General features: G+C 64.6%; 27 protein-coding genes. 19 read left to right on the forward strand and 8 right to left on the reverse strand.

Going from position 1 to position 25660, the window contains the following annotated elements; translation table 11 throughout:
* The 12 genes from MOV80_RS13885 (at position 1) to MOV80_RS13940 (ending at position 10902) form a co-directional block, all read left to right on the forward strand.
* Positions 1–1515, forward strand: a complete 1515-nt coding sequence (locus MOV80_RS13885; RefSeq protein ID WP_043589729.1) for a 3-hydroxyacyl-CoA dehydrogenase — start codon at positions 1–3, stop codon at positions 1513–1515.
* Positions 1508–1939: a hydroxyphenylacetyl-CoA thioesterase PaaI gene (gene paaI, locus MOV80_RS13890; protein ID WP_019101124.1), complete on the forward strand. Its 432-nt coding sequence runs from the start codon at positions 1508–1510 to the stop codon at positions 1937–1939. The genes MOV80_RS13885 and paaI overlap by 8 nt, the downstream gene beginning before the upstream one ends.
* Positions 1940–2070: 131 nt before the next feature.
* On the forward strand, positions 2071–3384 hold the full coding sequence (gene paaK, locus MOV80_RS13895) for a phenylacetate--CoA ligase PaaK (RefSeq protein ID WP_249605223.1): 1314 nt from the start codon (positions 2071–2073) through the stop codon (positions 3382–3384).
* 121 nt (positions 3385–3505) lie between these two features.
* Complete coding sequence (paaA, locus tag MOV80_RS13900; protein WP_043589735.1) at positions 3506–4489, forward strand: 1,2-phenylacetyl-CoA epoxidase subunit PaaA; 984 nt, start codon at positions 3506–3508, stop codon at positions 4487–4489.
* Positions 4490–4501: 12 nt separating this feature from the next.
* Positions 4502–5002 (forward strand): 1,2-phenylacetyl-CoA epoxidase subunit B, encoded by a 501-nt coding sequence (locus MOV80_RS13905; protein WP_019101127.1) that lies wholly within the window; start codon positions 4502–4504, stop codon positions 5000–5002.
* Positions 5003–5012: 10 nt separating this feature from the next.
* The gene (gene paaC, locus MOV80_RS13910) at positions 5013–5795 is read left to right on the forward strand and encodes a 1,2-phenylacetyl-CoA epoxidase subunit PaaC (RefSeq protein ID WP_081549183.1); all 783 of its coding nucleotides are present in this window, start codon (positions 5013–5015) and stop codon (positions 5793–5795) included.
* Positions 5795–6301: a 1,2-phenylacetyl-CoA epoxidase subunit PaaD gene (gene paaD, locus MOV80_RS13915; protein WP_039754569.1), complete on the forward strand. Its 507-nt coding sequence runs from the start codon at positions 5795–5797 to the stop codon at positions 6299–6301. Before paaC ends, paaD begins: the two co-directional genes overlap by 1 nt.
* Positions 6302–6334: 33 nt before the next feature.
* A complete protein-coding gene (gene paaE, locus MOV80_RS13920; RefSeq protein WP_019101130.1) occupies positions 6335–7402 on the forward strand; it encodes a 1,2-phenylacetyl-CoA epoxidase subunit PaaE in 1068 nt (355 codons plus the stop codon).
* 122 nt (positions 7403–7524) lie between these two features.
* Entirely contained in the window at positions 7525–8157 is a 633-nt protein-coding gene (locus MOV80_RS13925) for a TetR/AcrR family transcriptional regulator (protein WP_081549181.1), read from the forward strand.
* Complete coding sequence (locus tag MOV80_RS13930) at positions 8126–8899, forward strand: enoyl-CoA hydratase-related protein (protein ID WP_019101132.1); 774 nt, start codon at positions 8126–8128, stop codon at positions 8897–8899. The genes MOV80_RS13925 and MOV80_RS13930 overlap by 32 nt, the downstream gene beginning before the upstream one ends.
* Before the next feature lie 15 nt (positions 8900–8914).
* Positions 8915–10129: a 3-oxoadipyl-CoA thiolase gene (gene pcaF / locus MOV80_RS13935; protein WP_107731475.1), complete on the forward strand. Its 1215-nt coding sequence runs from the start codon at positions 8915–8917 to the stop codon at positions 10127–10129.
* Positions 10129–10902 (forward strand): enoyl-CoA hydratase-related protein, encoded by a 774-nt coding sequence (locus MOV80_RS13940; RefSeq protein ID WP_107731476.1) that lies wholly within the window; start codon positions 10129–10131, stop codon positions 10900–10902. Before pcaF ends, MOV80_RS13940 begins: the two co-directional genes overlap by 1 nt.
* A gap of 48 nt (positions 10903–10950) precedes the next feature.
* On the opposite strand, the gene MOV80_RS13945 is transcribed toward MOV80_RS13940, so the two are convergent.
* The 5 genes from MOV80_RS13945 to arsC form a co-directional block, all read right to left on the reverse strand.
* Entirely contained in the window at positions 10951–12483 is a 1533-nt protein-coding gene (locus MOV80_RS13945; protein WP_039754557.1) for a DHA2 family efflux MFS transporter permease subunit, read from the reverse strand.
* Positions 12484–12495: 12 nt separating this feature from the next.
* On the reverse strand, positions 12496–13656 hold the full coding sequence (locus MOV80_RS13950; RefSeq protein ID WP_019101136.1) for an EmrA/EmrK family multidrug efflux transporter periplasmic adaptor subunit: 1161 nt from the start codon (positions 13654–13656) through the stop codon (positions 12496–12498).
* Between the two features lie 10 nt (positions 13657–13666).
* Entirely contained in the window at positions 13667–15073 is a 1407-nt protein-coding gene (locus tag MOV80_RS13955; RefSeq protein ID WP_161524339.1) for an efflux transporter outer membrane subunit, read from the reverse strand.
* A gap of 109 nt (positions 15074–15182) precedes the next feature.
* Complete coding sequence (locus MOV80_RS13960) at positions 15183–15683, reverse strand: MarR family transcriptional regulator (RefSeq protein WP_019101138.1); 501 nt, start codon at positions 15681–15683, stop codon at positions 15183–15185.
* 279 nt (positions 15684–15962) lie between these two features.
* Positions 15963–16310 (reverse strand): arsenate reductase (glutaredoxin), encoded by a 348-nt coding sequence (arsC, locus tag MOV80_RS13965; protein ID WP_043589741.1) that lies wholly within the window; start codon positions 16308–16310, stop codon positions 15963–15965.
* A 186-nt stretch (positions 16311–16496) separates the two neighbouring features.
* Between arsC and MOV80_RS13970 the strand changes: the two genes are divergently transcribed.
* On the forward strand, positions 16497–17708 hold the full coding sequence (locus MOV80_RS13970) for a multidrug effflux MFS transporter (protein WP_107731478.1): 1212 nt from the start codon (positions 16497–16499) through the stop codon (positions 17706–17708).
* Between the two features lie 19 nt (positions 17709–17727).
* On the opposite strand, the gene thrB is transcribed toward MOV80_RS13970, so the two are convergent.
* From thrB to MOV80_RS13985, 3 genes are read right to left on the reverse strand one after another with little or no spacing between them, the layout of a single operon-like run.
* Entirely contained in the window at positions 17728–18666 is a 939-nt protein-coding gene (thrB, locus tag MOV80_RS13975; RefSeq protein ID WP_107731479.1) for a homoserine kinase, read from the reverse strand.
* 10 nt (positions 18667–18676) lie between these two features.
* Positions 18677–19003, reverse strand: coding sequence for a DUF2782 domain-containing protein (locus MOV80_RS13980; RefSeq protein WP_039755176.1), 327 nt, complete (start codon positions 19001–19003; stop codon positions 18677–18679).
* Positions 19004–19029: 26 nt separating this feature from the next.
* The gene (locus MOV80_RS13985) at positions 19030–19758 is read right to left on the reverse strand and encodes a TIGR00730 family Rossman fold protein (protein ID WP_019101898.1); all 729 of its coding nucleotides are present in this window, start codon (positions 19756–19758) and stop codon (positions 19030–19032) included.
* A gap of 15 nt (positions 19759–19773) precedes the next feature.
* Here MOV80_RS13985 and polA point away from each other — a divergent pair, with 15 nt between their 5' ends.
* The 6 genes from polA (at position 19774) to MOV80_RS14015 (ending at position 25646) form a co-directional block, all read left to right on the forward strand.
* Positions 19774–22542 carry a DNA polymerase I gene (gene polA / locus MOV80_RS13990; RefSeq protein WP_249605224.1) on the forward strand — a complete coding sequence of 923 codons (2769 nt, stop codon included), beginning with the start codon at positions 19774–19776 and terminating at the stop codon, positions 22540–22542.
* Between the two features lie 181 nt (positions 22543–22723).
* On the forward strand, positions 22724–23260 hold the full coding sequence (locus tag MOV80_RS13995) for a GspH/FimT family pseudopilin (protein ID WP_161524613.1): 537 nt from the start codon (positions 22724–22726) through the stop codon (positions 23258–23260).
* Complete coding sequence (locus tag MOV80_RS14000; RefSeq protein WP_043589750.1) at positions 23244–23690, forward strand: hypothetical protein; 447 nt, start codon at positions 23244–23246, stop codon at positions 23688–23690. The genes MOV80_RS13995 and MOV80_RS14000 overlap by 17 nt, the downstream gene beginning before the upstream one ends.
* Before the next feature lie 2 nt (positions 23691–23692).
* Entirely contained in the window at positions 23693–24544 is an 852-nt protein-coding gene (locus MOV80_RS14005; protein ID WP_081575869.1) for a prepilin-type N-terminal cleavage/methylation domain-containing protein, read from the forward strand.
* Positions 24541–25224, forward strand: coding sequence for a hypothetical protein (locus MOV80_RS14010; protein ID WP_081575868.1), 684 nt, complete (start codon positions 24541–24543; stop codon positions 25222–25224). Before MOV80_RS14005 ends, MOV80_RS14010 begins: the two co-directional genes overlap by 4 nt.
* Positions 25221–25646: a type IV pilin protein gene (locus MOV80_RS14015; RefSeq protein WP_081575867.1), complete on the forward strand. Its 426-nt coding sequence runs from the start codon at positions 25221–25223 to the stop codon at positions 25644–25646. The genes MOV80_RS14010 and MOV80_RS14015 overlap by 4 nt, the downstream gene beginning before the upstream one ends.
* Positions 25647–25660 lie beyond the last annotated feature (14 nt).

Consider the following 25660-nt stretch of genomic DNA (forward strand, 5'->3'; position numbering starts at 1 on the left):
ATGCAACAGGATAGCGAACAGCGGGTGGCGGTGATAGGCGCCGGCGCGATGGGGCGCGGCATCGCCGCGGTGGCCGCCGCCGCCGGACATGAAGTGTATTTATACGATCAGGACGCCGGCGCCGCGGCGGCGGCGCCGGACGTGATCGCCGCCGACTGGGCCGGCCTGGTCCAGCGCGGCAAATGGAGCCAGTCGCAACTGGACGCCGCGCGCCGCCGGCTGCGGCCGGCCTCTTGTCTGGAGGAGCTGGCCGACGCCGCCTTGGCGATAGAAGCCATCGTCGAGCGGCAGGACGCCAAGCAGGCGCTGTTGCGGCAGCTGGATGCGCTGTTGCCGGCCACGGCCATCCTGGCCAGTAATACCTCCTCCCTGTCCATCACCGCGCTGGCGGCGGGCCTGCGCCATCCCGAGCGAGTGCTGGGCCTGCACTTCTTCAACCCGGCCACGCGGATGAAGCTGGTGGAAGTGGTGAGCGGGCTGGCGACCGCGCCGGCGCTGGCGGACCGTCTGTGCACGCTGATGCGCGCCTGGGGCAAGACCCCGGTGCCGGCCGCGTCCACGCCCGGCTTCATCGTCAACCGGGTGGCGCGGCCGTTTTATGCCGAGGCCTTGCGTTTGCTGCAAGAAGGCGCGTGCGCGCCGGCCACGCTGGACGCCTTGCTGCGCGAAGCCGGCGGTTTCGCGATGGGACCGTTGGAGCTGATGGATCTGATTGGCCACGACGTGAATTTCGCGGTGACGCAATCGGTGTTCCAGGCGATGCAGCAAGACCCGCGTTTCCGGCCGTCGCCGCTGCAGCAGGAACTGGTGGCGGCCGGCCGCTTGGGCCGCAAGAGCGGCCGCGGTTTTTACGATTACGGCCAGGCTTTGCCGGCGGCGGATGCCGCGCCGTCGCGGCCCGCGCCCGCCGTACTGCGGGTGCACGGCGGGCTGGGCGCGGCCGAACCGCTGCTGGCGCGCTTGCAGGCCGGCGGCGTGCGGCTGGAGCGCGAGCCGGGGCCGGCTCAAGGCTGGCTAAGCTGGGACGGTTTGCGGCTGGCCTTGTCCGATGGCCGCAGCGCCACCCGCCGCGCCGCCGACAGCGGCCACGCCGGCTGGGCGGTGTTCGATCTGGCGCTGGATTACGCCAGCGCGCAGCGGCTGGCGCTGGCGGTGGCGGACCAGGCCGCGCCGGAGCTGGCGGCGCAGGCGGAGGGCGTGCTGCAGGCGGCCGGCCTGCAGGTGTCGCGGCTGGACGACGCCGCCGGCATGGCGGTGTTGCGCACCGTGGCGATGCTGGCCAACGAGGCTGCCGACGCGGTGGGGCAGGGCGTGGCGGCGGCGGACAGCGTGGACCAGGCCATGTGCTTGGGTGCCGCTTATCCCCGTGGACCGCTGGCTTGGGCTGATCGGCTAGGCAACGAGTATGTGGCGCAAGTTCTGGACGCCCTGCACGCTCAATACGGCGACGAACGTTATCGGGTTTCGCCGCTATTGCGGCGGCTGGCGCTGTCTGGAGGACGATTCCATGACTGAGACCGAGTCCGCCGGGCGGCTTGCCGAGCACAGCGCGCTGGAAATGCTGAGCAAGGACCGAGCGTCGGCCAGCCTGGGCATGGAGTTGTTGGAAGTCGCGCCGGGCCGCGCCCGGATGCGCATGCGGGTGCGTGACGATATGCTCAACGGCTTCCAACTGTGCCACGGCGGCCTACTGTGCGCGTTGGCGGACACCGCTTTCGCCGTCGCCTGCAATAGCTGGGGCCCGCGCGCGGTCGGCGTGGCCATCAGCATGGAATACCTGCTGCCGGCGCATAGCGGTGATTGCCTGCTGGCGGAGGCCGAGTGCCAGCACCAGGGCGGCCGGCAAGGTCTTTACGATGTGAGGGTGAGCAATCAGCGCGGCGAAACCCTGGTCCTGCTGCGCGGCCGCTCGCACCGGTCCGGCCCGAAGGCGGAGTGAAGGGCCGTATACCTTCGCTCCGTCCCCTGCCACCCGCTAAGAGTCCATCAAGGAGAGCAAGCCAGCCCTACTGTTTCCAGCAGCAGCAAATGGCCGCAGAGCCAGCCCCCAATCCACATAGGAGAAGCACCATGTCCGCCAGCCGCCCTTCGTCCAGCGAACTGGACGCGATGGAAACCGCCAGCCGCGATGAGTTGTCCGACTTGCAACTGCGGCGTTTACGCTGGTCCTTGCAACATGCTTACGACAATGTTGCCCCGTTTCGCGCCAAGTGCGTCCAAGCGGGCGTTCACCCCGAGCAATTGCGGCAGCTGGAGGACCTCAGCCGCTTTCCGTTCACCAGCAAGGCGGATCTGCGCGACAACTATCCGTTCGGCCTGTTCGCGGTGCCGCGGGATCAGGTATCGCGCATTCACGCCAGCAGCGGCACCACCGGCCAGCCGACGGTGGTGGGCTATACCCGCAAGGACATCGACAGTTGGGCCACGGTGGTGGCGCGCTCCATCCGCGCCGCCGGCGGCCGGCGCGGCAGCATGGTGCACATCGCTTACGGCTACGGCCTGTTCACCGGCGGCCTGGGCGCGCACTACGGCGCCGAGCGGCTGGGCTGCACCGTAGTGCCGATGTCCGGCGGTCAGACCGAGCGCCAGGTGCAACTGATCCAGGACTTCCGCCCGGACATCATCATGGTCACGCCGTCCTATATGTTGAACATCCTCGATGAAATGGAGCGCCGGGGCATGGAGTCCGCCGCCTGCTCGCTGCGGGTCGGCATCTTCGGCGCCGAGCCGTGGACCGGGCTAATGCGGCAGGAGATCGAGCGCCGCGCCGGCATCGACGCGGTGGACATTTACGGCCTGTCCGAGGTGATGGGGCCGGGCGTGGCCAGCGAATGCGTGGAAAGCAAGGACGGCCCGGTGATCTGGGAGGATTTCTTCTACCCGGAAATCATCGATCCGTTCAGCGGCGAGGTGCTGCCGGATGGCGAGGAAGGCGAGCTGGTGTTGACCTCGCTGACCAAGGAAGCGATGCCGGTGATCCGCTACCGCACCCGCGACCTGACCCGGCTGCTGCCGCCCAGCAGCCGCTCGATGCGGCGCATCGGCAAGATCGTCGGCCGCTCCGACGATATGCTGATCATCCGCGGCGTCAATGTGTTCCCCACCCAGATCGAGGAAGTGATTCTGCGACAGCCGGGGTTGGCGCCGCATTTCTACCTGGAAGTCGACAAGGACGGCCACCTGGACTGCCTGTCGGTCTTCGTCGAACGCGAGCTCAGCGGGCCGGCGCGCGACGACGCCAGGCAACTGGCGGAGCGGCAGCTGCAGCACAGCATCAAGAGCCATGTGGGTGTGACCGCCACCGTGCGGGTGGTGGAGCCGATGACGATAGAACGTTCTGTGGGCAAGGCGCGGCGAGTGGTGGACAAGCGGCCGCGCGGCTAGGCGGCGGCTGGTGGGTATCACTAACGCTTGTATTTTAATTGAACGAACGGTAAATTAATTAATAAGCCGTTTCCGCGCCCCAGACGCTTGGTCCGGCGGCGCTCACCAAGGAGGATACGCGATGTACACCCAAGCCCTGGATCAGCCGGACATCGCCGCGGCGGCGACCGAACCGTCGCAGCGCCTGCAGGCTTTCGACGCCAAGCTGCGGGCCGACGACAAGATAGAGGCGCGCGACTGGATGCCGGACGCCTACCGCAAGACCTTGTTGCGGCAGATCTCCCAGCATGCGCATTCCGAAGTGGTGGGCATGTTGCCGGAAGGCAACTGGATCGGCCGCGCGCCCACGCTCAAGCGCAAGGCCATCCTGCTGGCCAAGGTGCAGGACGAGGGCGGGCACGGCCTTTATCTGTACGCGGCGGCGGAAACCCTGGGCCGCCCGCGCGACGAGATGGTGGCGGCCTTGCTGTCCGGCCGCGCCAAGTATTCCAGCATCTTCAACTACCCAACCTTGTCCTGGGCCGATATCGGCACCATAGGCTGGCTGGTGGACGGCGCGGCGATCATGAACCAGATTCCACTGTGCCGCTGCTCTTACGGCCCATACGCTCGCGCCATGGTGCGCATCTGCAAGGAGGAAAGCTTCCATCAGCGCCAAGGGTACGACCTGCTGTTGACGATGATGAGCGGCAACGTGGAGCAGCGGGCCATGGTGCAGGAGTCGGTGAACCGTTGGTGGTGGCCGGTGTTGATGATGTTCGGCCCGCCGGACCGGGATTCGGTGCACAGCGCCAGCAGCATGCAATGGGGCATCAAGCGCATCTCCAACGACGATCTGCGGCAGAAATTCGTCGACGCCATCGTGCCGCAGGCCGAGGTGCTGGGCATCGCGCTGCCGGACCCGGCGCTGGCCTGGAACGCGGAACGCGGGCATTACGACTTCGGCGAGCCGGACTGGGAGGAGTTCAAGCGGGTGCTGGCCGGCGACGGCCCCTGCAACCGCGAACGCATGGCCGCGCGCGTCCGCGCGCATGAAGAGGGGGCCTGGGTGCGCGCCGCCGCCCAAGCCTATGCAGACAAACAGGCGGCGCGCGCCGCCGCCTAATCAGGAGCCTCCATGTCCGAGTCCACCAACGCCTGGCCGCGTTTCGAGGTCTTCGTCCTCGGCCGCAACGCTTTGCAATACAAGCACTCCAGCAGCCTGCATGCAGCCGATGCGCGCCATGCGCTGCTGCTGGCCCGCGATATCTATTTCCGTCGCCAAGAGGGCGTCAGTCTGTGGGTGGCGCCCAGCGACAGCCTCGACGAAAACGGCGAGCCGCCCTCCGCGGGGGAGTCGGCCACGGAGTCGCAACAATACGAAGTATTTCTGCAGCTCAAGCCGGGCCTGGACCACCTGCACGTCGCCAGCCTGCTGGCCGCGTCGGCATCGCAGGCCTTGCAGCGGGCGGAGCGTGCCTTTGGCGAGTTCCCGCCCGGCGCGGTCTGGGCGCTGCCCAGCGCGGCGCTGAGCTGTAGCGAGCCGGACGAACGGGAAATGCTGTTCGAACCCATGGCCGGAAAGACTTATCGCCTGCCCACCTTCTTCCAGTTGCCGGAAGCCGTGAACCATATGTGAGGAGTGCGCGATGTCTGTGCAGAGAGTTGTGCAAACGCAGCCGCCGGTGACGGCGGACCTGATCGAATACGCGCTGCGGCTGGGCGACAACACCTTGTTGCTGGGTCAGCGTCTGGGTGAATGGTGCGGCCACGCGCCGGAGCTGGAGGACGACATCGCGTTGAGCAATATCGCGCTGGACCTGATAGGCCAGACGCGCTTGCTGCTGAGCCTGGCCGGCGAATGGGAAGGACGGGGCCGGGACGAGGACGCGCTGGCCTATCTGCGCGACGCGCCGGAGTTCCGCAATCTGACCTTGCTGGAGTTGCCCAACGGCGACTTCGGCCAGACCGTGCTGCGCATCGCCCTGTTCAGCGCCTACCAGGTGGCCTTGTGGCGGGCGCTGCGCGACGGCGCGGAGCCGCGGCTGGCGGCGATCGCCGGCAAGGCGCTGGCGGAAAGCCGCTACCACCTGCGCTACGCGGCGGAATGGGTGGTGCGGCTGGGCGACGGCACCGATGAATCGCGGCGGCGCATGCAGCGGGCGCTGGCGCATTGGTGGCCGTATCTGGCCGAGATGTTCGACAACGACGCGCTGGAGCGGCGCCAGGGCGGCATTGCGCCGCAGGCGGCTCTTCTGCGGAAGGAATGGGAGGCGCTAGTGCTGCCGGTGCTGGCGGAAGCCACGCTGCGGCTCCCGGCGGACACCGGCTATCGCTCCGGCGGCAAGCGCGGCGAACACAGCGAGTCCTTGGGCCATGTGCTGGCGGAGATGCAGTTCCTGCAGCGCGCCTATCCCGGAGGGTGCTGGTGATGCGCGCCGCGCGGCTGAGCGTGGCGCAAGCCTGGCGGGTACTGGATCAGGTGCCGGATCCCGAGGTACCTGTGGTGTCGCTGTGCGATCTGGGCATCGTGCGCAAGGTGGCGCGGGTGGGAGAGGACCTGGAGGTCACGCTGACTCCCACATATTCCGGCTGTCCGGCCACCGAGGCCATCGCCGCCTCGGTGCGGCAGGCGCTGAGTCGGGCGGGCGAGGCGCGGGTGGTGCTGCGCACCCAGTTGAGCCCGGCCTGGAGCAGCGACTGGATCAGCGCCGACGGCCGCGACAAGCTGCGCCGCTACGGCATTGCGCCTCCGGCGTGCGCGAGCGCGGCCGAGGACAACTGGCAGCCGTTGCGCTTCCAATCGACGGCGCCAGCCTGCCCGCAATGCGGCTCCGGTCGCAGCCGGCGGCTGAGCCAATTCGGCTCCACCGCTTGTAAGGCGCTCTATCGCTGCGAGGCGTGCCTGGAGCCATTTGAGTATTTCAAGCCGATCTGAGTCCGCGGAGAGGACCGGAGTAAGGAGACTGGAATGAGACTAGCTTTTCATCGCCTGCGCATCGTCGAACGCCGCCAGGAAACCGACGATGCCATTTCCTTGATGCTGGAGCCGCCGGCGGAGCTTAGGGAGAGCTTCCGCTTCACCCAGGGCCAGCATCTTGTGTTCCGCGAACAGATTGACGGCGTGGAGCAGCGGCGCACTTATTCGCTGTGCTGCGGTGTGGATGAGGACATCTTGCGGGTGGCGGTGAAGCGAGTGGACGGCGGCGTGTTCTCCAGCCACGTCCATCAGCATTGGCAGCCTGGGCGCGAAGTGGAGGCGATGCCGCCGGAGGGGCGTTTCTTCACGCCACTGGCGGTGGAGCAGCGCAAGCACTATCTGGGCATCGTCGCCGGCAGCGGCATCACCCCCTTGCTGTCCACCTTGAAAACCACCTTGCGGCGAGAGCCGCACAGCCGTTTCACCTTGCTGTACGGCAATCGGAAGCGCGGCGGGATCTTGTTCGCAGACGAACTGGCGGCACTGAAGTCGCGCTATCCGGCGCGCCTGGCGGTGTATCACTTCCTCAGCCGCGAAGCGCAGCAACCGGAGTTGTTCCACGGCCGTCTCGATGGCGAACGGCTGCAAAGGGCGCTGGCAGCGTTGCTGCCGGACAGCGCGGTGGACGAAGCCTTCGTTTGCGGACCCAACGATATGATAGATCAGTCCCGCGCCTGCCTTGAGCGCGCGGGACTGGCCGCCGGGCGCATTCATTACGAACGCTTCGGCGTGCCGGAGCGCGGCGAGGCCAAATCGGCAGCAGCGATCGAGGACAGTCCGGCGGCCAGCGTCACCATCATCATCGATGGTCAGCAGCGGCTGCTGGAACTGGGCGCGGGCGAGCGCATCCTGGAAGCGGCCACGGCGGCCGGAGTCGACCTACCTTACTCTTGCCAAGGTGGGGTATGCTGCACCTGCCGGGCCAAGGTGCTGTCCGGCCGGGTTGCCATGGACAAGAATTTCGCCCTGGAACCGGCCGAGGTGGAACAAGGCTTCGTGCTCGCCTGTCAGGCGCGTCCACGGACCCAGCAAGTGGTGCTCAGTTTTGATGAGCGTTGACGGTTGCTTGTCTAGAACCGCTGGCAAAACCCAGTTTCATCGGGGTTTGCCTGGCGGCTCGTAGTCATCGGGGAGGTTCGCTGGTGCCGCGTCTGGTCTTTTCATTCAACCGATATGCGGATATGGCCAGAACTAAATCTCCCAATTACGAGGCGCAGCAACAAAACATACTGGAAAACGCGGCCCGTCTGTTTGCCGAGCAGAGTTTTCCCAGTGCTTCGATAGCCCAACTGGCTGAGTTGTGCGGCATGTCCAAGCCGCTGCTGTACCACTACTATCGTGATAAATCGCATCTGCTGTTCGACATCGCCGACACCTATGTGGACCGGCTGGTCGGCATCGTCGACGAGGCGGCGCGGCAAGGCCTGCCGGCGGAGGCGCATCTGCGGCTGCTGATCGAGCGCTTCATGGAGGAGTACGCGTCCTCGCGCCACTACCACATGGTGTTGGTGCAGGACGTCAAATTCCTGGGCGAAGCGGACCGGCGGCAGGTGAAGGCCAAGCAGGCCGGCGTGGTGGCGGCCTTCGCCGAACTGATCGCCCGCTTGCGGCCGGAGCTGTCGACGGAGCAGGTCAAGCCGGTGACGATGACCTTGTTCGGCATGATGAATTGGACCTTTACCTGGTTCCGCGCCGACGGCGCGATTGATAGGGCGGGCATGGCACGGATAGTCAGCCAGTTGTTTCTTCACGGCGTGTATGGATGTGGAGAAGGAACTGACCATGAGCGAGCATTTGAGGGAGCGCCGCGCTGAGCGGATCTGCCACCTGGAGATTCACCGGCCGGCGCAGCACAATGCGCTGAGCCCCGAGTTGATGCGGGAGCTGGAGGCCGCGCTGGACGCGGCGGACAGCGACCCCGACATCAGCGTCATTCTGCTGTCCGGCACCGAGCAGGCTTTCGCCGCTGGCGCCGACATCGGCCGCATGGCCGAGTGGGATTATCAGCAAGTCTTTCTCGACGACTACGTGAGCCGGCATTGGGAGCGCGCGCGCAGCGTGCGCAAGCCGCTGATCGCGGCGGTGCGCGGCCTGGCGATAGGCGGCGGCTGCGAGCTGGCGATGATGTGCGATGTGATCATCGCCGGCGAGTCCGCCCGCTTCGGCCAGCCGGAAGTCAAACTGGGCACGCTGCCTGGAATGGGCGGCACTCAGCGCCTGCCGCGCGCCATCGGCAAGGCCAAGGCGATGGAGTGGTGCTTGAGCGGTCAGCTTTACAGCGCCGACGAAGCCGAGAGGGCCGGCCTGGTGTCGCGGGTGGTTGCGGACGCCGAGGTGTTGGCGACGGCGCGGGCGCTGGCTGCACGGATGGCCGGCTACTCGATGCCGGCGCTGATGCTGATCAAGGAGTCGCTGAACCGAGCCTTCGAATCCAGCTTGGCCGAAGGTCTGCTGTTCGAGCGACGCGCCTTTCATGCCAGCTTCTCTCTGGCCGACAGGAAGGAGGGCATGCAAGCCTTTCTCGACAAGCGGTCGCCGCAATTCCAACACCGTTGATCCAGGAGGTTTTCCATGCCCCATGCCTATATTTGCGATGGCATCCGCACCCCGTTTGGCCGTTACGGCGGCGCGCTTTCCGGCGTGAGGGCCGACGATTTGGCGGCGTTGCCACTCGCCGCGCTGATGCGGCGTCAGCCGCAGCTGGACTGGTCCTGCCTGGACGAGGTGATTCTGGGCTGCGCCAACCAGGCCGGCGAGGACAACCGCAACGTGGCGCGGATGGCGGCGCTGCTGGCGGGCCTGCCGCAATCCACGCCGGGAATCACCGTCAACCGCCTGTGCGCGTCTGGTCTGGACGCGGTGGGCCTCGCCGCGCGCGCGATCGCCGCCGGTGAAGCCGACCTGATTTTGGCCGGCGGCGTGGAGAGTATGTCGCGCGCGCCCTTCGTCATGGGCAAGGCCGACAGCTCGTTTGCGCGCAATGCGCGGATAGAAGACAGCACCATAGGCTGGCGCTTCGTCAATCCGGCCTTCCAGCGTCAGTTCGGCATCGATTCGATGCCGGAAACCGCGGAAAACGTCGCGCGGCAATTCCATGTCTCCCGCGCCGATCAGGACGCCTTCGCGCTGCGCAGCCAGCAGCGTTACGCCGCGGCGCGCGAGCGCGGCTTTTTCGACGTGGAAATCCTGGCGTTGGAGTTGCCGCAGCGCAAGGGCGAGTCGCTGCGGGTAGTTCAGGACGAACACCCACGGCCGGCTACCACGTTGGCGGAGCTGGCTCGGCTCAAGAGCGTGGTGGCGGATGGATCGGTTACCGCCGGCAACGCCTCCGGCGTCAACGACGGCGCGGCGGCTTTGCTACTGGCCAGCGGCGCCGGGCTCAAGCGTCACGGCCTGCGACCACGGGCGCGGATTCTTGGTATGTGTTCGGTAGGGCTGGAGCCGCGCATCATGGGCTTGGGGCCGGCGCCGGCGGCGGAAAAGCTGTTGCGGCGGCTGGGCCTGAGCGTGGCGGATCTGGACGTGGTTGAGTTGAACGAGGCTTTTGCTTCGCAATCGCTGGCGGTGTTGCGTCAGTTGGGCTTGGCGGACGACGACGCCCGGGTGAACCCCAATGGTGGCGCGATTGCGCTGGGCCATCCGCTGGGCGCTTCTGGCGCCCGGCTGGTCTTGACCGCCTTGCGCCAGCTGGAAGCCAGCGGCGACCGGTTGGCTCTGTGCGTGATGTGCGTCGGTGTGGGTCAGGGGGTGGCCTTGGTGCTGGAGCGGGTGAAGGAGCTTGCGTGATGGATGAACTGGTTGTGCTGGATTATCCGGCCGCCGGCGTGGCGCGGCTGCGCTTGAACCGCCCGCAGGCGCTCAATGCCTTGAACATGGCGTTGCGACGGGAGCTGGCGCGGCATTTCCAGACGCTGAGCGCCTCGGTCGATGTAAGAGTGATTTTGCTGTGCGGCGACCGCCGCGCCTTCGCTGCCGGCGCGGATCTGGCCGAGCTAGTGGACTGCGACAGCATCGAGTTGATGCAGTGCCAGGTGCACATGCTGTGGCAGGCGATTGCGGACTGTCCCAAGCCGGTGATCGCCGTGGTGGCGGGCTACGCCTTGGGCGGCGGCTGCGAGCTGGCGATGCATGCCGACATCATCGTCGCCGCCGAGTCCGCGCAGTTTGGCCAGCCGGAAGTCAAAGTGGGCGTGATGCCGGGGGCCGGCGGCACCCAGCGCCTGCTGCGGGCGGTGGGCAAATTCCGCGCGATGAAACTGCTGCTGAGCGGCGAGCGCATCGGCGCGGCGGAGGCGCTGGCGATGGGGCTGGTCAGCGAGGTGGCTGCGGATGAGGCGCTGGAAACGCGCGCGCTAGAACTGGCGACGCAGATCGCCATGCTGCCGCCGCTGGCGGTGGCGCAGATCAAGGAAGTGGTGCTGGCCGGCGCCGACGCGCCGTTGGCGACGGCGCTGATGCTGGAGCGCAAGGCCTACCAGCTCTTGTTCGCGTCGCGGGATCAGAAGGAGGGCATGCGGGCTTTCCTGGACAAGCGCGCGGCGGTGTTTCGGGGAGAATAGAAAAACCGGGCGGCGATGTCGTCGCCGCCCGGCCCGCTCAGGCTATTTTCAATGCGCGCCGCTGTCGCTGCCGGAGGCGGTGAACGGCGGCTTGGCGAACCACACCAGGCCGATCAGCAGTACGAACAGCACGCCGGACAGCCAGAAAATCTCGTTGGCCGCCATGATGTAACCCTGCTTGGTGATCTGCAGCGAGGTCAGCGCCGCCTGCTGCCCGGAGGACAGGCCGGCCATGTCCAGCAGCCGGAACCAGGCGTTGGAGGCCTGATCGTAGAGGCTGACATGCTCGGTCAGGCGCGCGTGGTGCATCGCCTCGCGACGGTCCCACATCGTGGTGGTGATCGAGGTGCCGATGCTGCCGGCCAGAATCCGCAGGAAGTTGGACAGGCTGGACGCGCTGGCGATCTGGCTCGGGTGCAGGCCGGATAGCGTGATCGTGGTCAGCGGCATGAAGAAGCAGGCCACGCCAATGCCTTGCACTACCTGTGGCCACACCACGTAGGCGAAGTCCATCTGGGGGTTGAAGGTGCTGCGCCAGAAGAAGCAGACGGCGTACACGCTGAAGCTCACCGTCACTACCCAGCGCATGTCCAGCCGCTGCGCGTACTTGCCGATGATGGGAGACAGCACCACCGGGATCAGCCCGATGGGCGCCGCGGCCAGGCCGGCCCAGGTGGCGGTGTAGCCCATCTGGGTCTGCAGCATCAAGGGCAGCAGCACCACGGTGCCGAAGTAGAGCATGAAGCCCAGGCTGATGGCGATGGTGCCGACGGTGAAGTTGCGCTGTTTGAACAGGCTCAGGTCGACGATGGGATGCTTCTCTCCAAGCTCCCAGATCACCAGATAAACCAGCGCCAGTACCGCGATCACCGCAAGGGTGATCACCTCGGTGGAGTTGAACCAATCCAGCTCCTTGCCGCGGTCCAGTACCATTTGCAGCGCGCCTACGCCTATCACCAGCAAGGCGAGGCCGATGCGGTCGATCGGCAGATCGACGGTTTCGGTTTCGCGCGGCTTGAGGATGCGCCAGGAAATGAAGGCCGCCGCCAGTCCCACCGGCACGTTGATGAAGAAGATCCAGCCCCAGTGCCAGTTGTCGCTGATCACCCCGCCCAGAATCGGGCCGAACACCGGCGCGACGATCACCGTCATCGCCCATAGCGCCAGCGCCATGCCTTTCTTCTCCGGCGGATAGCAGGACAACAGCAGGCTCTGCGACAGCGGAATCATCGGGCCGGCCACCGCGCCTTGCAGCACGCGGAAGAAAATCAGCATTTCCAGGCTGCTGGACATGCCGCACAGCCAGGAGGTGAGCACGAACAGCAGGGTGGAGGCGGTGAACAACTTCACCTCGCCCAGGCGTTTGGCCAGCCAGCCGGTCAGCGGCACCGCGATGGCGTTGGCCACCCCGAATGAGGTGATCACCCAGGTGCCCTGGCTGGTGGCCGCGCCCAGGTTGCCCGAGATGGTGGGCAGCGCCACGTTGGCGATGGTGGTGTCCAGCACTTGCATGAACACCGACATCGACAGCGCCAGCGTGATCCAGACCAGCTTGGAGCCGGTCAATGGTGGATGATTCATGGTCCGGCCCCCTTATTCGGCCTTGCCTTCACCCGCGTTGGCCGCCAGCAGCGTCCGCACCAGTTCATCGGCCTGTTTCAGGTCCGGCAACTGGCCGGAGACGTCCTGGTGGGCGACGAAGGGCTGGGCTTCGGCCACGGCCTTGCCGTCGGTGCTGGAGGTGTCCACCACCACATCCATCGACAAGCCGACGCGCAGCGGGTGCGATTGCAGGTCTTTCGGGTCCAGCTGGATGCGCACCGGCACGCGTTGCACCACCTTGATCCAGTTGCCGGTGGCGTTCTGTGCCGGCAGCAGCGAGAAAGCGCTGCCGGTGCCGGCGGACAGGCCCACCACCTTGCCGTGGTACACGATCTTGCCGCCGTAGAGGTCGGATTTCAGTTCCACCGGCTGGCCGATACGGATCTTGGCCAGTTGGCCTTCCTTAAAGTTGGCGTCCACCCACAGGTTTTGCAGCGGGATCACCGACATCAGCGGAGTGCCGGCGGCCAGGCGCTGGCCAACCTGCACATTGCGGCGGGCGACGGCGCCGTCCAGCGGCGCCTTGATCTCGGTGCGCTGCAGCGCGAGCCAGGCTTCCTTCAGCCGGCTGGCGGCGGCCTTGACCGCGGGCTGCTGCGCCAGCGCGTCCTTGCCCAGCAGCGCGGCGCTGGCTTTTTGCTGTTCGCGCGCGGCGTCCAGCGCGGCCTTGGCGCCGGCGACGGCGTCGTTGGCGTGGCTCAACTCTTCCGCCGACAGCGCGTCGGTGCCGGCCAGCTGTTTGCGACGCTTCAGATCGGCGTCGGCGCGGGCTAGTTCGGTTTCGCGCAGCGTGACTTGAGCGGCCAGTTGCTGGGTGTTGCTCATCAACTGCCGAGTCTGGCGCACGACTTGAGCGAATTCATTGCGGGCGCGGTCGAAGTTGAGCTGTGCGTCGTTCTTGTCCAGGCTGACCAGCAATTGGCCGGCCTTGACGTGCTGGGTGTCGTCCACCAGGACTTTGGCGACGGTGCCGCCCACTTCCGGGGTGACTTGCACCAGATGGCCGCTGACATAAGCGTCGTCGGTGCTTTCCTGGTGGCTGAGCACCAGCGCCCAGTACGCCCCATAGCCGATGGCGATGGCGGCGAACAGGGTGGTGGCGATGATCAGATTGCGTTTGCGGCCTTGCGCGGTTTTGGTTTTCTTGTCCATGGATGCGTTCTCAGTGGGTGGCGGGCGCAGCGTTGAAGCCGCCGCCCAATGCGGTGTTCAGGGAAGCCCAGGCCAGTTTGCGGCCGGCTTCGGCGTCGATGCGCGCAGATTGTTGCGCCAGCGCGCTGTCTTGGGCGTCCAGCAGGTTCAGCTTGTTGATGATGCCGGCCTTGAAGCGGGCGGCGGCGGAGTCGGCGGCGCGACGGCTGCTGTCTTGCGCTTGGCGGGCCTGTTCCAGTTGCTTGCCGCTTTGCTGCCAGCCGCTGACGGAGTCGGCGGCGTCGCGGAGCGCGTCCAGCACGGTCTGGTTGTAGCTGTGCACGGCGATGTCGTAGCCAGCCCGCTGTTTGCCCAAATTGGCCTGGATCGCGCCAGAGTGGAAGAGGGGCAGGCTGATCGCCGGCATGAAGCCCCAGAAGGTGGAGTCGCCGTTCATCAACTTGTTGAATTCCAGCGAGGTCTGGCCGGCGAAGGCGGTTAGCTTGATATTGGGATAGAACTCGGCGCGCGCGGCTTTGACCGCGCCGGCGGTGGCTTCCACCCGCGCGCGTTGGGCGGCGATGTCTGGGCGCTTGCCCAGCAGGTCGGCGTTCAGTCTGTCGGCGTCCATGGCCGGCACCGTCAGCGTCTTGCCGGGCTGCAAGTCACGCAAGGCTTCCGGGCCTTGGCCGGTCAGCGCCGCCAGCGCGTGACGGGCGCGGTCGCTGTCCTGAGTCAGCGCGCTTTGCTGCTGGCGCAGGCGATGCAGCGAGACTTCGTTGCCGCGCTGGTTGTCGCCCGGCAGCAGGCCGGCGTTGATGCGGGCCTGGGTTAGCGTCTGGCGGCTTTCCGCCAGTTGGATGCGCTTGGTCAGCACCGCGCTTTGCGCCTGCAGCCGTTGCAACTGGGTGTATTGGGCGATGACGGCTTGAGTCAGCGTCAGCCGGGTTTGCGCGCCTTCGAAGGCGATGGCTTGCTGCTGGCCGACGGCTTCGTCGATCTGGCCGCGGTGCTTGCCCCAGAAGTCGAACTCCCAGCTACCCATCAGCATCGCGGTGTAGGCGTTGACGTAGTCGCGCGAGATCGGCGCCGGGAACTCGTAATGCAGCTGCGTCATATTGGCGCTGAAATCGAGTTTGGGGCCGCTATTGCCTTCGACGATGCCGACTGCGGCGCGAGCTTGGCGCAGCCGGGCCTCGGCCAGTTTCAGCGAGGGCGCGTCCTGCAGGGCCTTGGCCACCAGCTGGCTCAGCGCGGCGTCGTTCAGTTGCGTCCACCAATCATTGGCGATCTGTTCGCCCTGGCCATCGGTCAGCCGTAATTGTTCGGCTTTGAGCTCAGATGCGGGGACGTTGTCAGGGCCGAAGCTCGCGCAGCCGCCCAACAGGGCGCTGAGCAGCAGGGCGCTGACGCCGTGCTGCCATTGAGTCTTTTTCACCTTGTGGGACTCCCGTGTTCACTTGCTGTATTAGCAATTGGTAAAGTGATTGATGATGTGATAGTCACGCAGGTTATTATAAGGACGAAAAAAAGCCGGTTGCCCAGCTTCAACCGCCCAGGCTGCAGAGCAGCTTGCGCAATAAGCGTTCGAACTCCTGTTTTTCCGCGGCGTCGAAATCCGACCACAACTCGCGGTGGCATTCGCGGGAAATGGGCAGCAGGGATTCCACGAGTTGAACGCCGCCCGGCGTCAACTCAAGCAGGATCTTGCGCCGGTCTTCCGCGCTGGGCGAACGAGCCGCCCAACCGTTTTTGACCAGTTCGTCGGCAATGCGCGTGGCGTTGGTGCGCGATGAATCCAGCGTGTCGCTGATTTCAGACGGATAGAGCGCTTGTTGTGGACAGGCGTATAGCGCCAGCAGCGCCATCCACACCGTCTCGTTGAGGCCGTGATGCTTCAGCTTGTCGCACAGGTGGGCGGACAGCCGCGGCAGGATGTGGTACAGCAAGCGCGCCAGAATGACTTCCTGGCGCGGCACGCCGGGAAAACGCGCTTCGATCCGGTTGACGGCCTGCTCTAGCGTTTGAAATGACTTGGTTGGATTCATAGTCGTTATTTTAATAACGTGAGTTACTATTCCGCAAGTGATAATTTTGAGGGGGATGGGACGAGTGCAGGTTGGCGGGACGCTGAATGCAAAAACGCCCAAGAGCGATTGCCTTGGGCGCTGGAGGGCGGAGCCCGCTAGGCTTAGGAAGCTGTTCACGATCTGCTGCGCGTTAAGGTGGACACACCTTCGAAATGCTCATGTACCGTATGTACATCCCGCTTTCGCAGCGGTTTTCGCCTTGTCTCGCTCTAGCTCGCGAGATCGTGCACAGGACTCTTAGTCCAGAAGCTGCAGCACCCGTTCCGGCGGCCGTCCCACCACGGCGCGTTCGCCGCAGACGGCGATAGGGCGTTCGATCAGCTTGGGATTGTCTATCATGGCGGTAATCAGATGCCGGGGTTCCAGCGTGATGTCGTCCAGATAGAGTTCGGTGTATTCCTCCTCCTTCTGGCGAATCAGGTCGCGCGGCTCCATGTTAAGCAGCGTCAGCAGGCGCTCCAGTTCTTCGTAGCTGGGCGGGTGCTTCAAGTACTCTACGACTTCGACTTCCGCGCCGGCGTTTTCCAGCAGGCTCAGCGCCTCCCTGGACTTGGAACAGCGCGGGTTGTGGTACAGGCGAATCATGCTGGTCTCTCCTTGTTATGGCTGGCGTGGAGTGGATTGATCGTGGCACGAAATCGGAGCCGGCGCCAGCGGCGCGCGCTTGAAAAGCGCGATATGAGGCTATGACGTTTTATTTACATCAGTCCGGTTTGGCAAGTGCTGGCCTAACCGTTAACATGCATTGACTCTCATTGTTATTTATCCGCCATGCATCCCTCCACACGCAGCCACTTCGGGCTGGCAATCCTGCTGGCGGCCCTGTCCACGCTGGGGCCGTTTTCGATCGACACCTTCCTGCCGGCGATGAGCGCGATCGGGCAAAGCCTGGCGGTCTCTCCGTTGCAGATGCAGCAGGCGTTGACGGTATATCTGCTGTCTTACGCAGTGATGATGCTGTGGCACGGCTCGATCTCGGACGCGGTGGGACGCCGCCCGGTGGTGTTGGTCACCACCTTGTTGTTCAGCCTGGCGTCGATAGGCTGCGCCTTGGCCGACAGCCTGGGCCAACTGCTGTTGTTCCGGGCGCTGCAAGGCTTCTGCGGCGGCGCTGGCCTAGTGGTGGGGCGCGCCATCATCCGCGACAAGCTGGACGGCGCCGATGCCCAGCGGCTGATGTCGCAGGTTACCATGTTGTTTTCGCTGTCGCCTGCCATCGCGCCGGTGGTGGGCGGCTGGCTGTTCGGCGCCTTTGGCTGGCACTCCATCTTCGTGTTCATGGCGTTGATTGGCCTGGCGCTCTTCCTGATGAGCTGGTTCGCCTTGCCGGAAACCCATCATGAGTCCGCGCGCCAGCCCTTGAAGATCAAATACCTGTTGGCTAATTACTGGCAGGTGGGACGCAAGCGAGAATTCCAATTGCTGACCGCGGCGGTGTCTTTCAATTTCGCCGGTTTCTTCTTGTACATCCCGTCGGCGCCGGTCTTTCTGATGCAGCATCTGCACCTGGGGCCAGGGCAGTTCCTGTGGATGTTCGGCCCGGCGGTGTCCGGCATCATGTTCGGCGCCTACCTGTCCGGCAAGATGGCGGGGCGGGTATCGCAGAAGGATATTGTGTCTCGCGGCTATGTGGTGATGTTCATCGCCGCCGGCTGGAACTTGCTGTACAACCTGCTTGCGCCGGAAGCCGCGATGCCGTGGGCGGTGTTGCCGCTGGCCCTGTACACCACCGGCATGTCGATCGCCGCGCCGTCCATCACCCTGAACCTGATGGACCAGTTTCCGTCTTTGCGCGGCACCGCCTCGTCCTTGCAGGGCTTCTTCCAGACCATGATGTCCAGCGTGGTGGCCGGTTTGATCGCGCCGCTGGTCTGGGGCAGCCCGCTGAGCCTGGCGGCCTGCATGATGGTCATGCTGGTGCTGGGCTTTGTGTTCAGGATGGGGTACCGGCGGCGGGTGACCGGTGCCCATCTTGAGCGCTAGCGAGTCGCGTAACGTAGCCTCATAGCCAGTGGTGTTGCTGTAGACGGTGTCGTTTCAATACGGCTTGAAAAACACCAGGATCTTTGGTGTAAGTCATTTCCCCGCTCATCGGAAAATACATATCCTGCAGCCGTGAAACCCAGAAGCGCAGCGCGGCGGCGCGCAGCATCAGCGGCCAGGCCTTTTTCTCTTCCGAGGTAAGCTTGCGTTCCGACTGATAGCCGGAGAGCAAGGCGGCGGCGCGTTCGTCGTCTATGTTGTGCTCATCGTTTCGTGCCCAGTCATTGACCGCGATGGCCAAGTCGTACAGCAGTATGTCGTTGCAGGCGTAGTAGAAGTCGATGAAACCGGCGATGCGATCGCCGTTCAACAGTACATTGTCGCGGAACAAGTCGGCGTGAATCACACCCGAAGGCAGGTGATCGAAGCGGTGGCTGTCCTGGAACTGCACCTCCTCGCGCAGCAAGGCGGCGGAGTCTTCGTCCATGTGGGGGTGGACCTGGCGCGCGGTTTCGCTCCACCAACGCGGGCCGCGGGGGTTTGCCATCTTGCCGGGGAAGGTGGCGCCGGCGATATGCATTTGCGCCAGCATCTCGCCGACGGCGCGACATTGCGCCGGGGTGGGCTGCGCGACGTCGGCGCCGTCCAGGCAACTGACCAGGCAGGCCGGTTTGCCGGCCAGCATCGAGGCGAACTGGTCTGTATTGTCGGCTACCGGCGCCGGGCAGGCTACGCCGTGGCGCGCCAAGTGGCTCATCAGCGTCAGGTAATAGGGCAGTTCCTGCAGTTTCAGCGCTTCGAACAGCGTCAGCACGTAGCGACCATGCGTGGTGGTGACGAAGTAGTTGGTATTGGTGATGCCGGAGGCGATGCCCTGCAAGTCCAGCAGCTGGCCCAAGGTGTAACGCTTGAGCCATTCCTGCATCTGGTCATGGCTGACCGTGGTGTAAACAGACATGGTTGCCCTCTCAGAACCGGATCAGCACCCAGCGCGGGATGATGATGCGGTTGGCGGGATCGATCTGTTTCATGGAGCCGGAGCCGTTATCGTCCATCAGGTAGTAGGGCACGCCGTGCGACGGTGTCACCTTGACCATGTACAAATGGCCGTTGAGCCGGTATTCCTCGATCTTGTCTTCACCCTTCTGAATGATGCGCACCTCAGGTTCCGCGGTGGCGGCGTTTTGTTCGCTGATCGCCGGCGGCGGCGGCACTGGGGTCTTGGCGGGAGGGGGCGTATCGGCCCAGGCGGCTGTCAATGGCAGCAGGGCGAGGGCGGCGAGCAGGCGGCGCATGGCGTGGTCCTTGATTGTCATCGGTTTTAAAGATGCAGCAGTTGTTCGCGCTCTTCTGGCAGCGCTTCAAAACCGCGGGTTTCGTAATGTTTGAAGATAGTTTCGACGATTTGCCGCGGATCGTCGATCAGTTGGATCAGATTCATGTCGTCGGGGTTGATCATGCCTTCGCTGATTAAGCGGTCCTTGACCCAGTCCAGCAGGCCTTCCCAGAACTCCCTGCAGCACAGAATAATGGGGATCTTGCGGCTCTTGCCGGTCTGGATCAGCGTCAGCGCCTCGAACATTTCGTCCAGTGTGCCGAAGCCGCCCGGCATCACCACGTAGGCGATGGCGTGTTTGACGAACATGACCTTGCGGCTGAAGAAGTGGTTGAACTTGATGCTCAGGTCTTGGTATTCATTGGGTTTCTGTTCATGTGGCAGCACGATATTCAGCGCCACCGACGGGCTTCTGCCGTAGAATGCCCCCTTATTGGCGGCTTCCATGATGCCGGGGCCGCCTCCGGAAACGACGGAGAAGCCGGAGTCCGACAGCAGGCGCGCGACTTCTTCGGTCAATTTGTAATATTTGTGGTCGCGCGGCGTGCGCGCGCTGCCAAAAATGCTCACCGCCGGCATGATGCCTTGCAAGGCTTCCGCCGAATCGACAAACTCCGACATGATCTTCATCACATGCCAGGCTTCGCGGGAACGGAAACGCTGCATCATCGCGTGACGATCGCTGGTTTGCGGTAATTTATCGGACAAGCTCATATTCTGCCTCTTTTTATGAAAACACTGTTATTGATCGACGGCTCTTCTTATTTGTACCGCGCCTTTCACGCGATGCCCGATTTGCGCTCTCCGGATGGCCGCCCGGTGGGGGCTGTCTACGGCATGGTGAACATGCTCAGGCGGCTGGAGAAGGAAGTGCAGTTCGATTATAGCGCCTGCGTTTTCGACGCCAAAGGCAAGACGTTTCGCGACGACCTTTACCCCGAATACAAGGCCAATCGCCCGTCGATGCCGGAGGAACTCGCCTCCCAGATTACGGCGGTCCATGAGGTGGTGCAAGCCTCGGGCTGGCCGATGTTGGTGGTGCCGGGGGTGGAAGCCGACGACGTGATCGGCACGCTGGCGAGAACCGGCGCGGCAGCCGGCATGAGGGTAATCATTTCCACTGGCGACAAGGACATGGCGCAATTGGTGGATGGCCTGGTTTCCATCGTCAACACCATGACCAATGAAACCTTCGACCGGGACGGGGTCAAGGACAAGTTCGGCGTGCCGCCGGAATTGATCGTCGACTATCTGACCCTGATCGGCGACAAGGTGGACAATGTGCCGGGCGTCGACAAGTGCGGCCCCAAGACCGCGGTCAAGTGGCTGGAGCAATACGGCAACCTGGACGCCATCATCGCCCAGGCGGCGGAGGTGGGCGGCAAGGTGGGCGAGAACCTGCGCGCGGCGCTGGACTGGCTGCCCAAGGGCCGCGAGCTGATCACCATCAAGTGCGATGTCGACCTGAACGCGGATATGCCTTACGGCCTGGACAGCCTGCAACATGGCGTCAAGGATAAGCCGCGGCTGGCCGAGTTGTACCAAGGCCTGGGCTTCCGCACCTTCTACCGCGAAGTGACCGAGGGCGAGGACATGCCGGCGGTGGCGCAAACCGCGGCAGGCGCGCAGGGCGACGATCTGTTTGCCATTGAGGCGGCGCAGGACAGCCCGGCCTTGCCGGAGGCGGTGGCGGAGCGGCGCTATGAAACCATTCTGGACGCGGTGCAGCTGGACGCCTGGCTGGCCAAGCTGGCGGCAGCGGAGGTGGTGTCGCTGGATACCGAGACCACCAGCCTGGACCAGATGCAGGCGCGTATTATCGGCCTCAGTTTCTCGGTGCGTTCCGGCGAGGCCGCCTATTTGCCGTTGGGTCATCACTATGCCGGAGCGCCTGAGCAATTGGATCTGGAGCAAAGCCTGTCCAAGCTCAAACCTTGGCTGGAGGACGCCGACAGGAAAAAATGCGGCCAGAACCTGAAGTACGATCGTCATGTATTCGCCAATCACGGCATTCGCCTGGCGGGCGTGATCGACGATTCCCTGCTGGCCTCCTATGTGGTGGAAAGCCATGAGCGCCACAATATGGACGATCTGGCGCGCCGTCACCTGGGCGAATCCACGGTCAGTTACGAGGAGATTTGCGGCAAAGGCGCCAAGCAGATCGGTTTCGGCGAGGTGGACGTGGACACTGCGTCCAACTACGCGGCCGAGGACGCCGACATCACGCTGCGCTTGAATCAATACTTCTCCGGCTTGCTGACAGGACGCTTGCGCGAGGTCTACCGCGACATCGAGCTGCCGGTGGCCGAGGTGTTGTTTGCGATGGAGCGCCATGGTGTGTTGATAGACCGCGACCGGCTGGCGGCGCAAAGCCATCAATTGGGCACGGCAATGCTGCGGCTGGAGAACCAGGCTTATGAATTGGCCGGCCAGCCGTTTAATCTGAACTCGCCCAAGCAGTTGCAGGAAATCCTATTCGGCAAGCTGGCCATTCCCACCAAGGGAGTGAAGAAGACTCCATCCGGCGGTTATTCCACCGATGAGTCGGTGTTGGAGGCCTTGGCGCTGGATCACCCGTTGCCCAAGTGCATCCTGGAATACCGCGGCCTGGCCAAGCTCAAGTCCACTTACACCGACAAATTGCCGCTGCTGATCAATGCTGCCACCGGCCGAGTGCATACCAATTACGCGCAAGCGGTGGCGATCACCGGGCGCTTGGCCAGCTCGGACCCCAATCTGCAGAACATTCCAGTGCGAACACCGGAAGGGCGTCGAGTGCGGGAGGCCTTCATCGCGCCGCCGGGGCACGTGATCGTCAGCGCCGATTATTCACAGATTGAGCTGCGCATCATGGCTCATTTGTCCGACGACGCCGGCATGCTGCAGGCCTTCGCCAGCGGCGAGGACATCCACCGCGCCACCGCCGCCGAGGTGTTCGGCGTGGAATTGTCCCAAGTCAGCCCTGATCAGCGGCGCGCCGCCAAGGCGATTAACTTCGGCCTGATCTACGGCATGAGCGCCTTCGGCCTGGCTGCGCAGCTGGACATAGAGCGCAGCGCCGCCCAGCAATACATTGACCGTTACTTCATGCGCTATCCGGGCGTGGCGGAGTATATGCAGACCACGCGCGAAACCGCGCGCGAGCAAGGCTATGTGGAAACCGTGTTCGGTCGCCGCCTGTACCTGCCTGAGATCAAGTTGTCGAACCCGGCGCGACGCGCCGGCGCGGAACGCGCGGCGATCAACGCGCCGATGCAGGGTACGGCGGCGGATCTGATCAAACTGGCGATGATAGCGGTGCAGAACTGGCTTCAGGACGACGCCATGGGCAGCAAACTGATCATGCAGGTGCACGACGAACTGGTGCTGGAAGTGCCGGAAGCCGAGTTGGAGCGGGTTAAGCGGCGTTTGCCTGAGATCATGGCCGGCGTGGCCAAGCTCAAGGTGCCGCTGTTGGCGGAGGTGGGCGCGGGGGAAAGTTGGGAAAGCGCGCACTGAGCGGGATTTGCATCGTAATCTGAAAGCCAGCCGGGTAGGCTGGCTTTTTTCATGCCCATGTCGTTTTGTTGGCCCTGGCCTAAATGCCTGGTTGGTCTGGCGTTTTCGGGAACAAGATCGGTTCCGTTAGCCTCGCTTTGCTCAATATATTGTCCAGACTCCCAATGAGACGGGGTCTGACATGCGAACTCAGATCGGTTTCACCCTGATTGAGGCCATGACGGTTCTGGCGATCATCTTGCTGTGCTTGGCGATCGCCGCGCCGGGACTGAGCCGTTTGTTGTTGGCCCAGCAATTGCGCAGCCACGCCCAAGCTATGGCCAATCTCTTGCACTTTGCCCGCAGCGAGGCGCTGCGTAGCAACCGTCCGGTATACGTGTGCGCGGCCAACCTGAAGCGGAACCTGCAATTGCAAGGCTGTGCCAAGCAGAGGCAGGTGTGGGACCGTGGCGCTCTGGTTTACGCGGATAAGGAGGGCGGCGTCCAAGCGGGTTACGACAGTCAGGAGCGCTTGCATCTGCTGGTGTTCGCCGTGGGCAAGGTGCGAATGCGCGCGGAGCGGGACCAGTTGCAATTCATGCCGGACGGACGGCTGGCGCGCGGGAAGGGGGCTCGCCTGGTGCTGGAAAGTCCGCGCGCGGGTCTGTGTTTGATTCTGACGGTCAGCGGCTATGGCCGTGCGGAAGTCGGCAAGGCGGATCATGCTTGCCCGGCCTGAGTCCGCCTTGCGCGGCGGCGCTTTGCTGGAAACCATGCTGGCCTTGTTCGTTGTCATGGTTTCAATGTTGGCGCTGTCCTCTGTGCAGCTACGTGCCCTGCTGCATGGCCGCGACGCCATGTTGCGAGCGGAGGTGATCGCGGCAGCGCTGGAGCTGGGCGAAGCGGCGCTGTTGTGGCCGGAGACGGAAGCGGCGCAGGCGGCTGCGCAACAGCAGGCGGATTGGTCGCGCTTGCGGCAGCGGCTGGAAGGTTTGGGGGGAAACGCCATTGAGGCGCGGCAGTGCCGCGGCGCGTTGAATGCGATGACGGAGCTGTGCGAGCAGCAGGGCGATGTCGTCTATGTGCGGTTGACTTGGGACGAGAGAGCGGGCGGAGATGGCCCTGGTCGTTTTGCTCGTCGTTACGTGCTGGCATTGGAAGCGCCTTAGCCGTGGCCGCCGGTGTGCGTGACCAGGGTTTTTCCCTGGTGGAGATGATGGTGGCGATGAGCCTGGGCCTGCTGGTGTTGGCGCTGGCCTTGCAAGGCGCGTTGACGATGCAGGGTAGCCTGCGAGCGCTCGAGAGCCGTTTGCGGCGACACCAGGACGGGCAGTTTGCGCTGGCGCAACTGGCGGAGAGCTGGCGCAGGCATGGACGCTTCGCGTGCGCGCAAGCTGCGGAATCGCCGGGGCGCGGGTTCGAGGCGCCGGAAGGCATGCGCTTTCGCTACGGCGTTAGCGCTGCGACGGTATCGGTGACGGAGGAGGCGACGCAGACCATGTTGCGTTGGCACAGCGAGGCGGATTGGGAAGAAGCGGCGTTGGCCAGTTGCTCTAGTCTGAGGCTGTTGACGCAGGGTGAACCGGGCTTGCAATGGCGGCGGGAGTCCGGCGCGCATGTGCTGGCCTGGCAGGGGGACGCTGCGGCGGGGCCGTTGCGCGGCGCGGATAGCGCCTCCTTGGAGGTATTGGCCATCGCTTCGCAGCGTTACGTCCTGCGTAGAGAGGGCGAAGGCGATGCCTTATGGTTGGAGGAAAGCCGGCCCGGCCTGGCGGCGGAGCCGCCGCAATTGCTGGCAACGGGCGTGGCGGCGTTGCGGCAGCGCTTTGGCGTTCGCCGCGCTTGCCGGCCGCTGGAGCTGACCTGGCGGGAACAAGCGGAGCAACTGAGCGTTGAGGATTGGATGCGTTTGTCGCGGGTGGAGCTGTCGCTTGAGATTCAGTCGGACGGCCGCCGGCAGGGATGGACCACCGTGGTGGCGTTGACGCCGGCCCTGCCGTGCGCATTGGAGCCGAGCGGATGAGAGGCTCCCGGCCGCACGGCGCCGTGTTGTGGCTGATCCTGCCGCTGCTCAGCCTGTTGACGGCGCTGGCCATGGGAACCGCCCGTTCAGTGGCGGTGGAACAGCGCGCCACGCGCAATCTGGCGGAACAGCGGGCGCTGCGGCTGGCGGCGCTGCAGGCCTTGCGGGCGGCGGAGCGGCGAGTTTTGGACTTGAATCTCCGCTTTGAGGATGGCTTGGCGGGCGAAAGCGGCATTCCCTGGCACGGCGACGCCCGTGGCTTGGGTTGGTTCATGCCGGACTGTCTGTCCACCGTTGACGGCGTCGGTTACGGTTTGTGTTCGACCGAGCCAGATTTATGGCGGCGCAGCGTGCAGATCAACGGCGCGCGGTGGCCGCTATTGCATCCTTGCGGACCCAGTCGTCCGCTTGAGCCGACGCCGGGCCGTCCGCCGACATCGTGCTTGCCGGCGCGGGTGCGAGTTGGACAGCGTTGGAGCCCGCCGCGCTATGTGTTGGAGCTGCTCAACCCGGCGTTTCGGTTCGTTGGCGTCGATGGTCGTCTGTTCCGGATCAGCGTGAGGGTTTGGGGCGAAAGCGAGCGTAGCGCGCTGACTGTGCAAAGTTGGTTCTGGGCCGGAGCGGGCGAGCAGGCCGGCCGCGGCGGGCGCTTGAACTGGCGGCAATTGGAGGAGGAATGAGAACGCAAGTCGGGATGACCTTGCTGGAGTTGCTGGCGGCGATGGCGGTGACGGCCATCCTGGCCGCGATGGCCTGGCCGGCTTATCAGCAGCAGATATTGCGCGGGCAGTTGGCAGAGGCGCGCGCGGCCTTGTTGGAGAATCTCCATTTCGTCCAGCGTTGGCATTTGGAAAACCGTTCACAGTCCGGGTCGTGGCCGCCGTTGCCGCGGCCGGGCACGAGCGAGTTTGAAATCAGGCTGGGCAGCGCCAGTCTTGCGGCGGACAGCGCCGGACAAGCCAGTTTCCGTTTGTTGGCCAAGCCCAGGGCGGGGCACCGGTTGGCCGGCCGTTTGCAGTTGAGCCTGGATCAGGATGGCAATCTATCGCAATGCGGGCCGGATGAGTCCGGCCCGCAGTCATGCGGGGCCTGGGGTGATTAAGCGTCGTCGGCCGT

The organism is Chromobacterium sp. IRSSSOUMB001 (assembly GCF_023507765.1).
GTDB classification, from domain to species: Bacteria; Pseudomonadota; Gammaproteobacteria; order Burkholderiales; family Chromobacteriaceae; genus Chromobacterium; species Chromobacterium haemolyticum.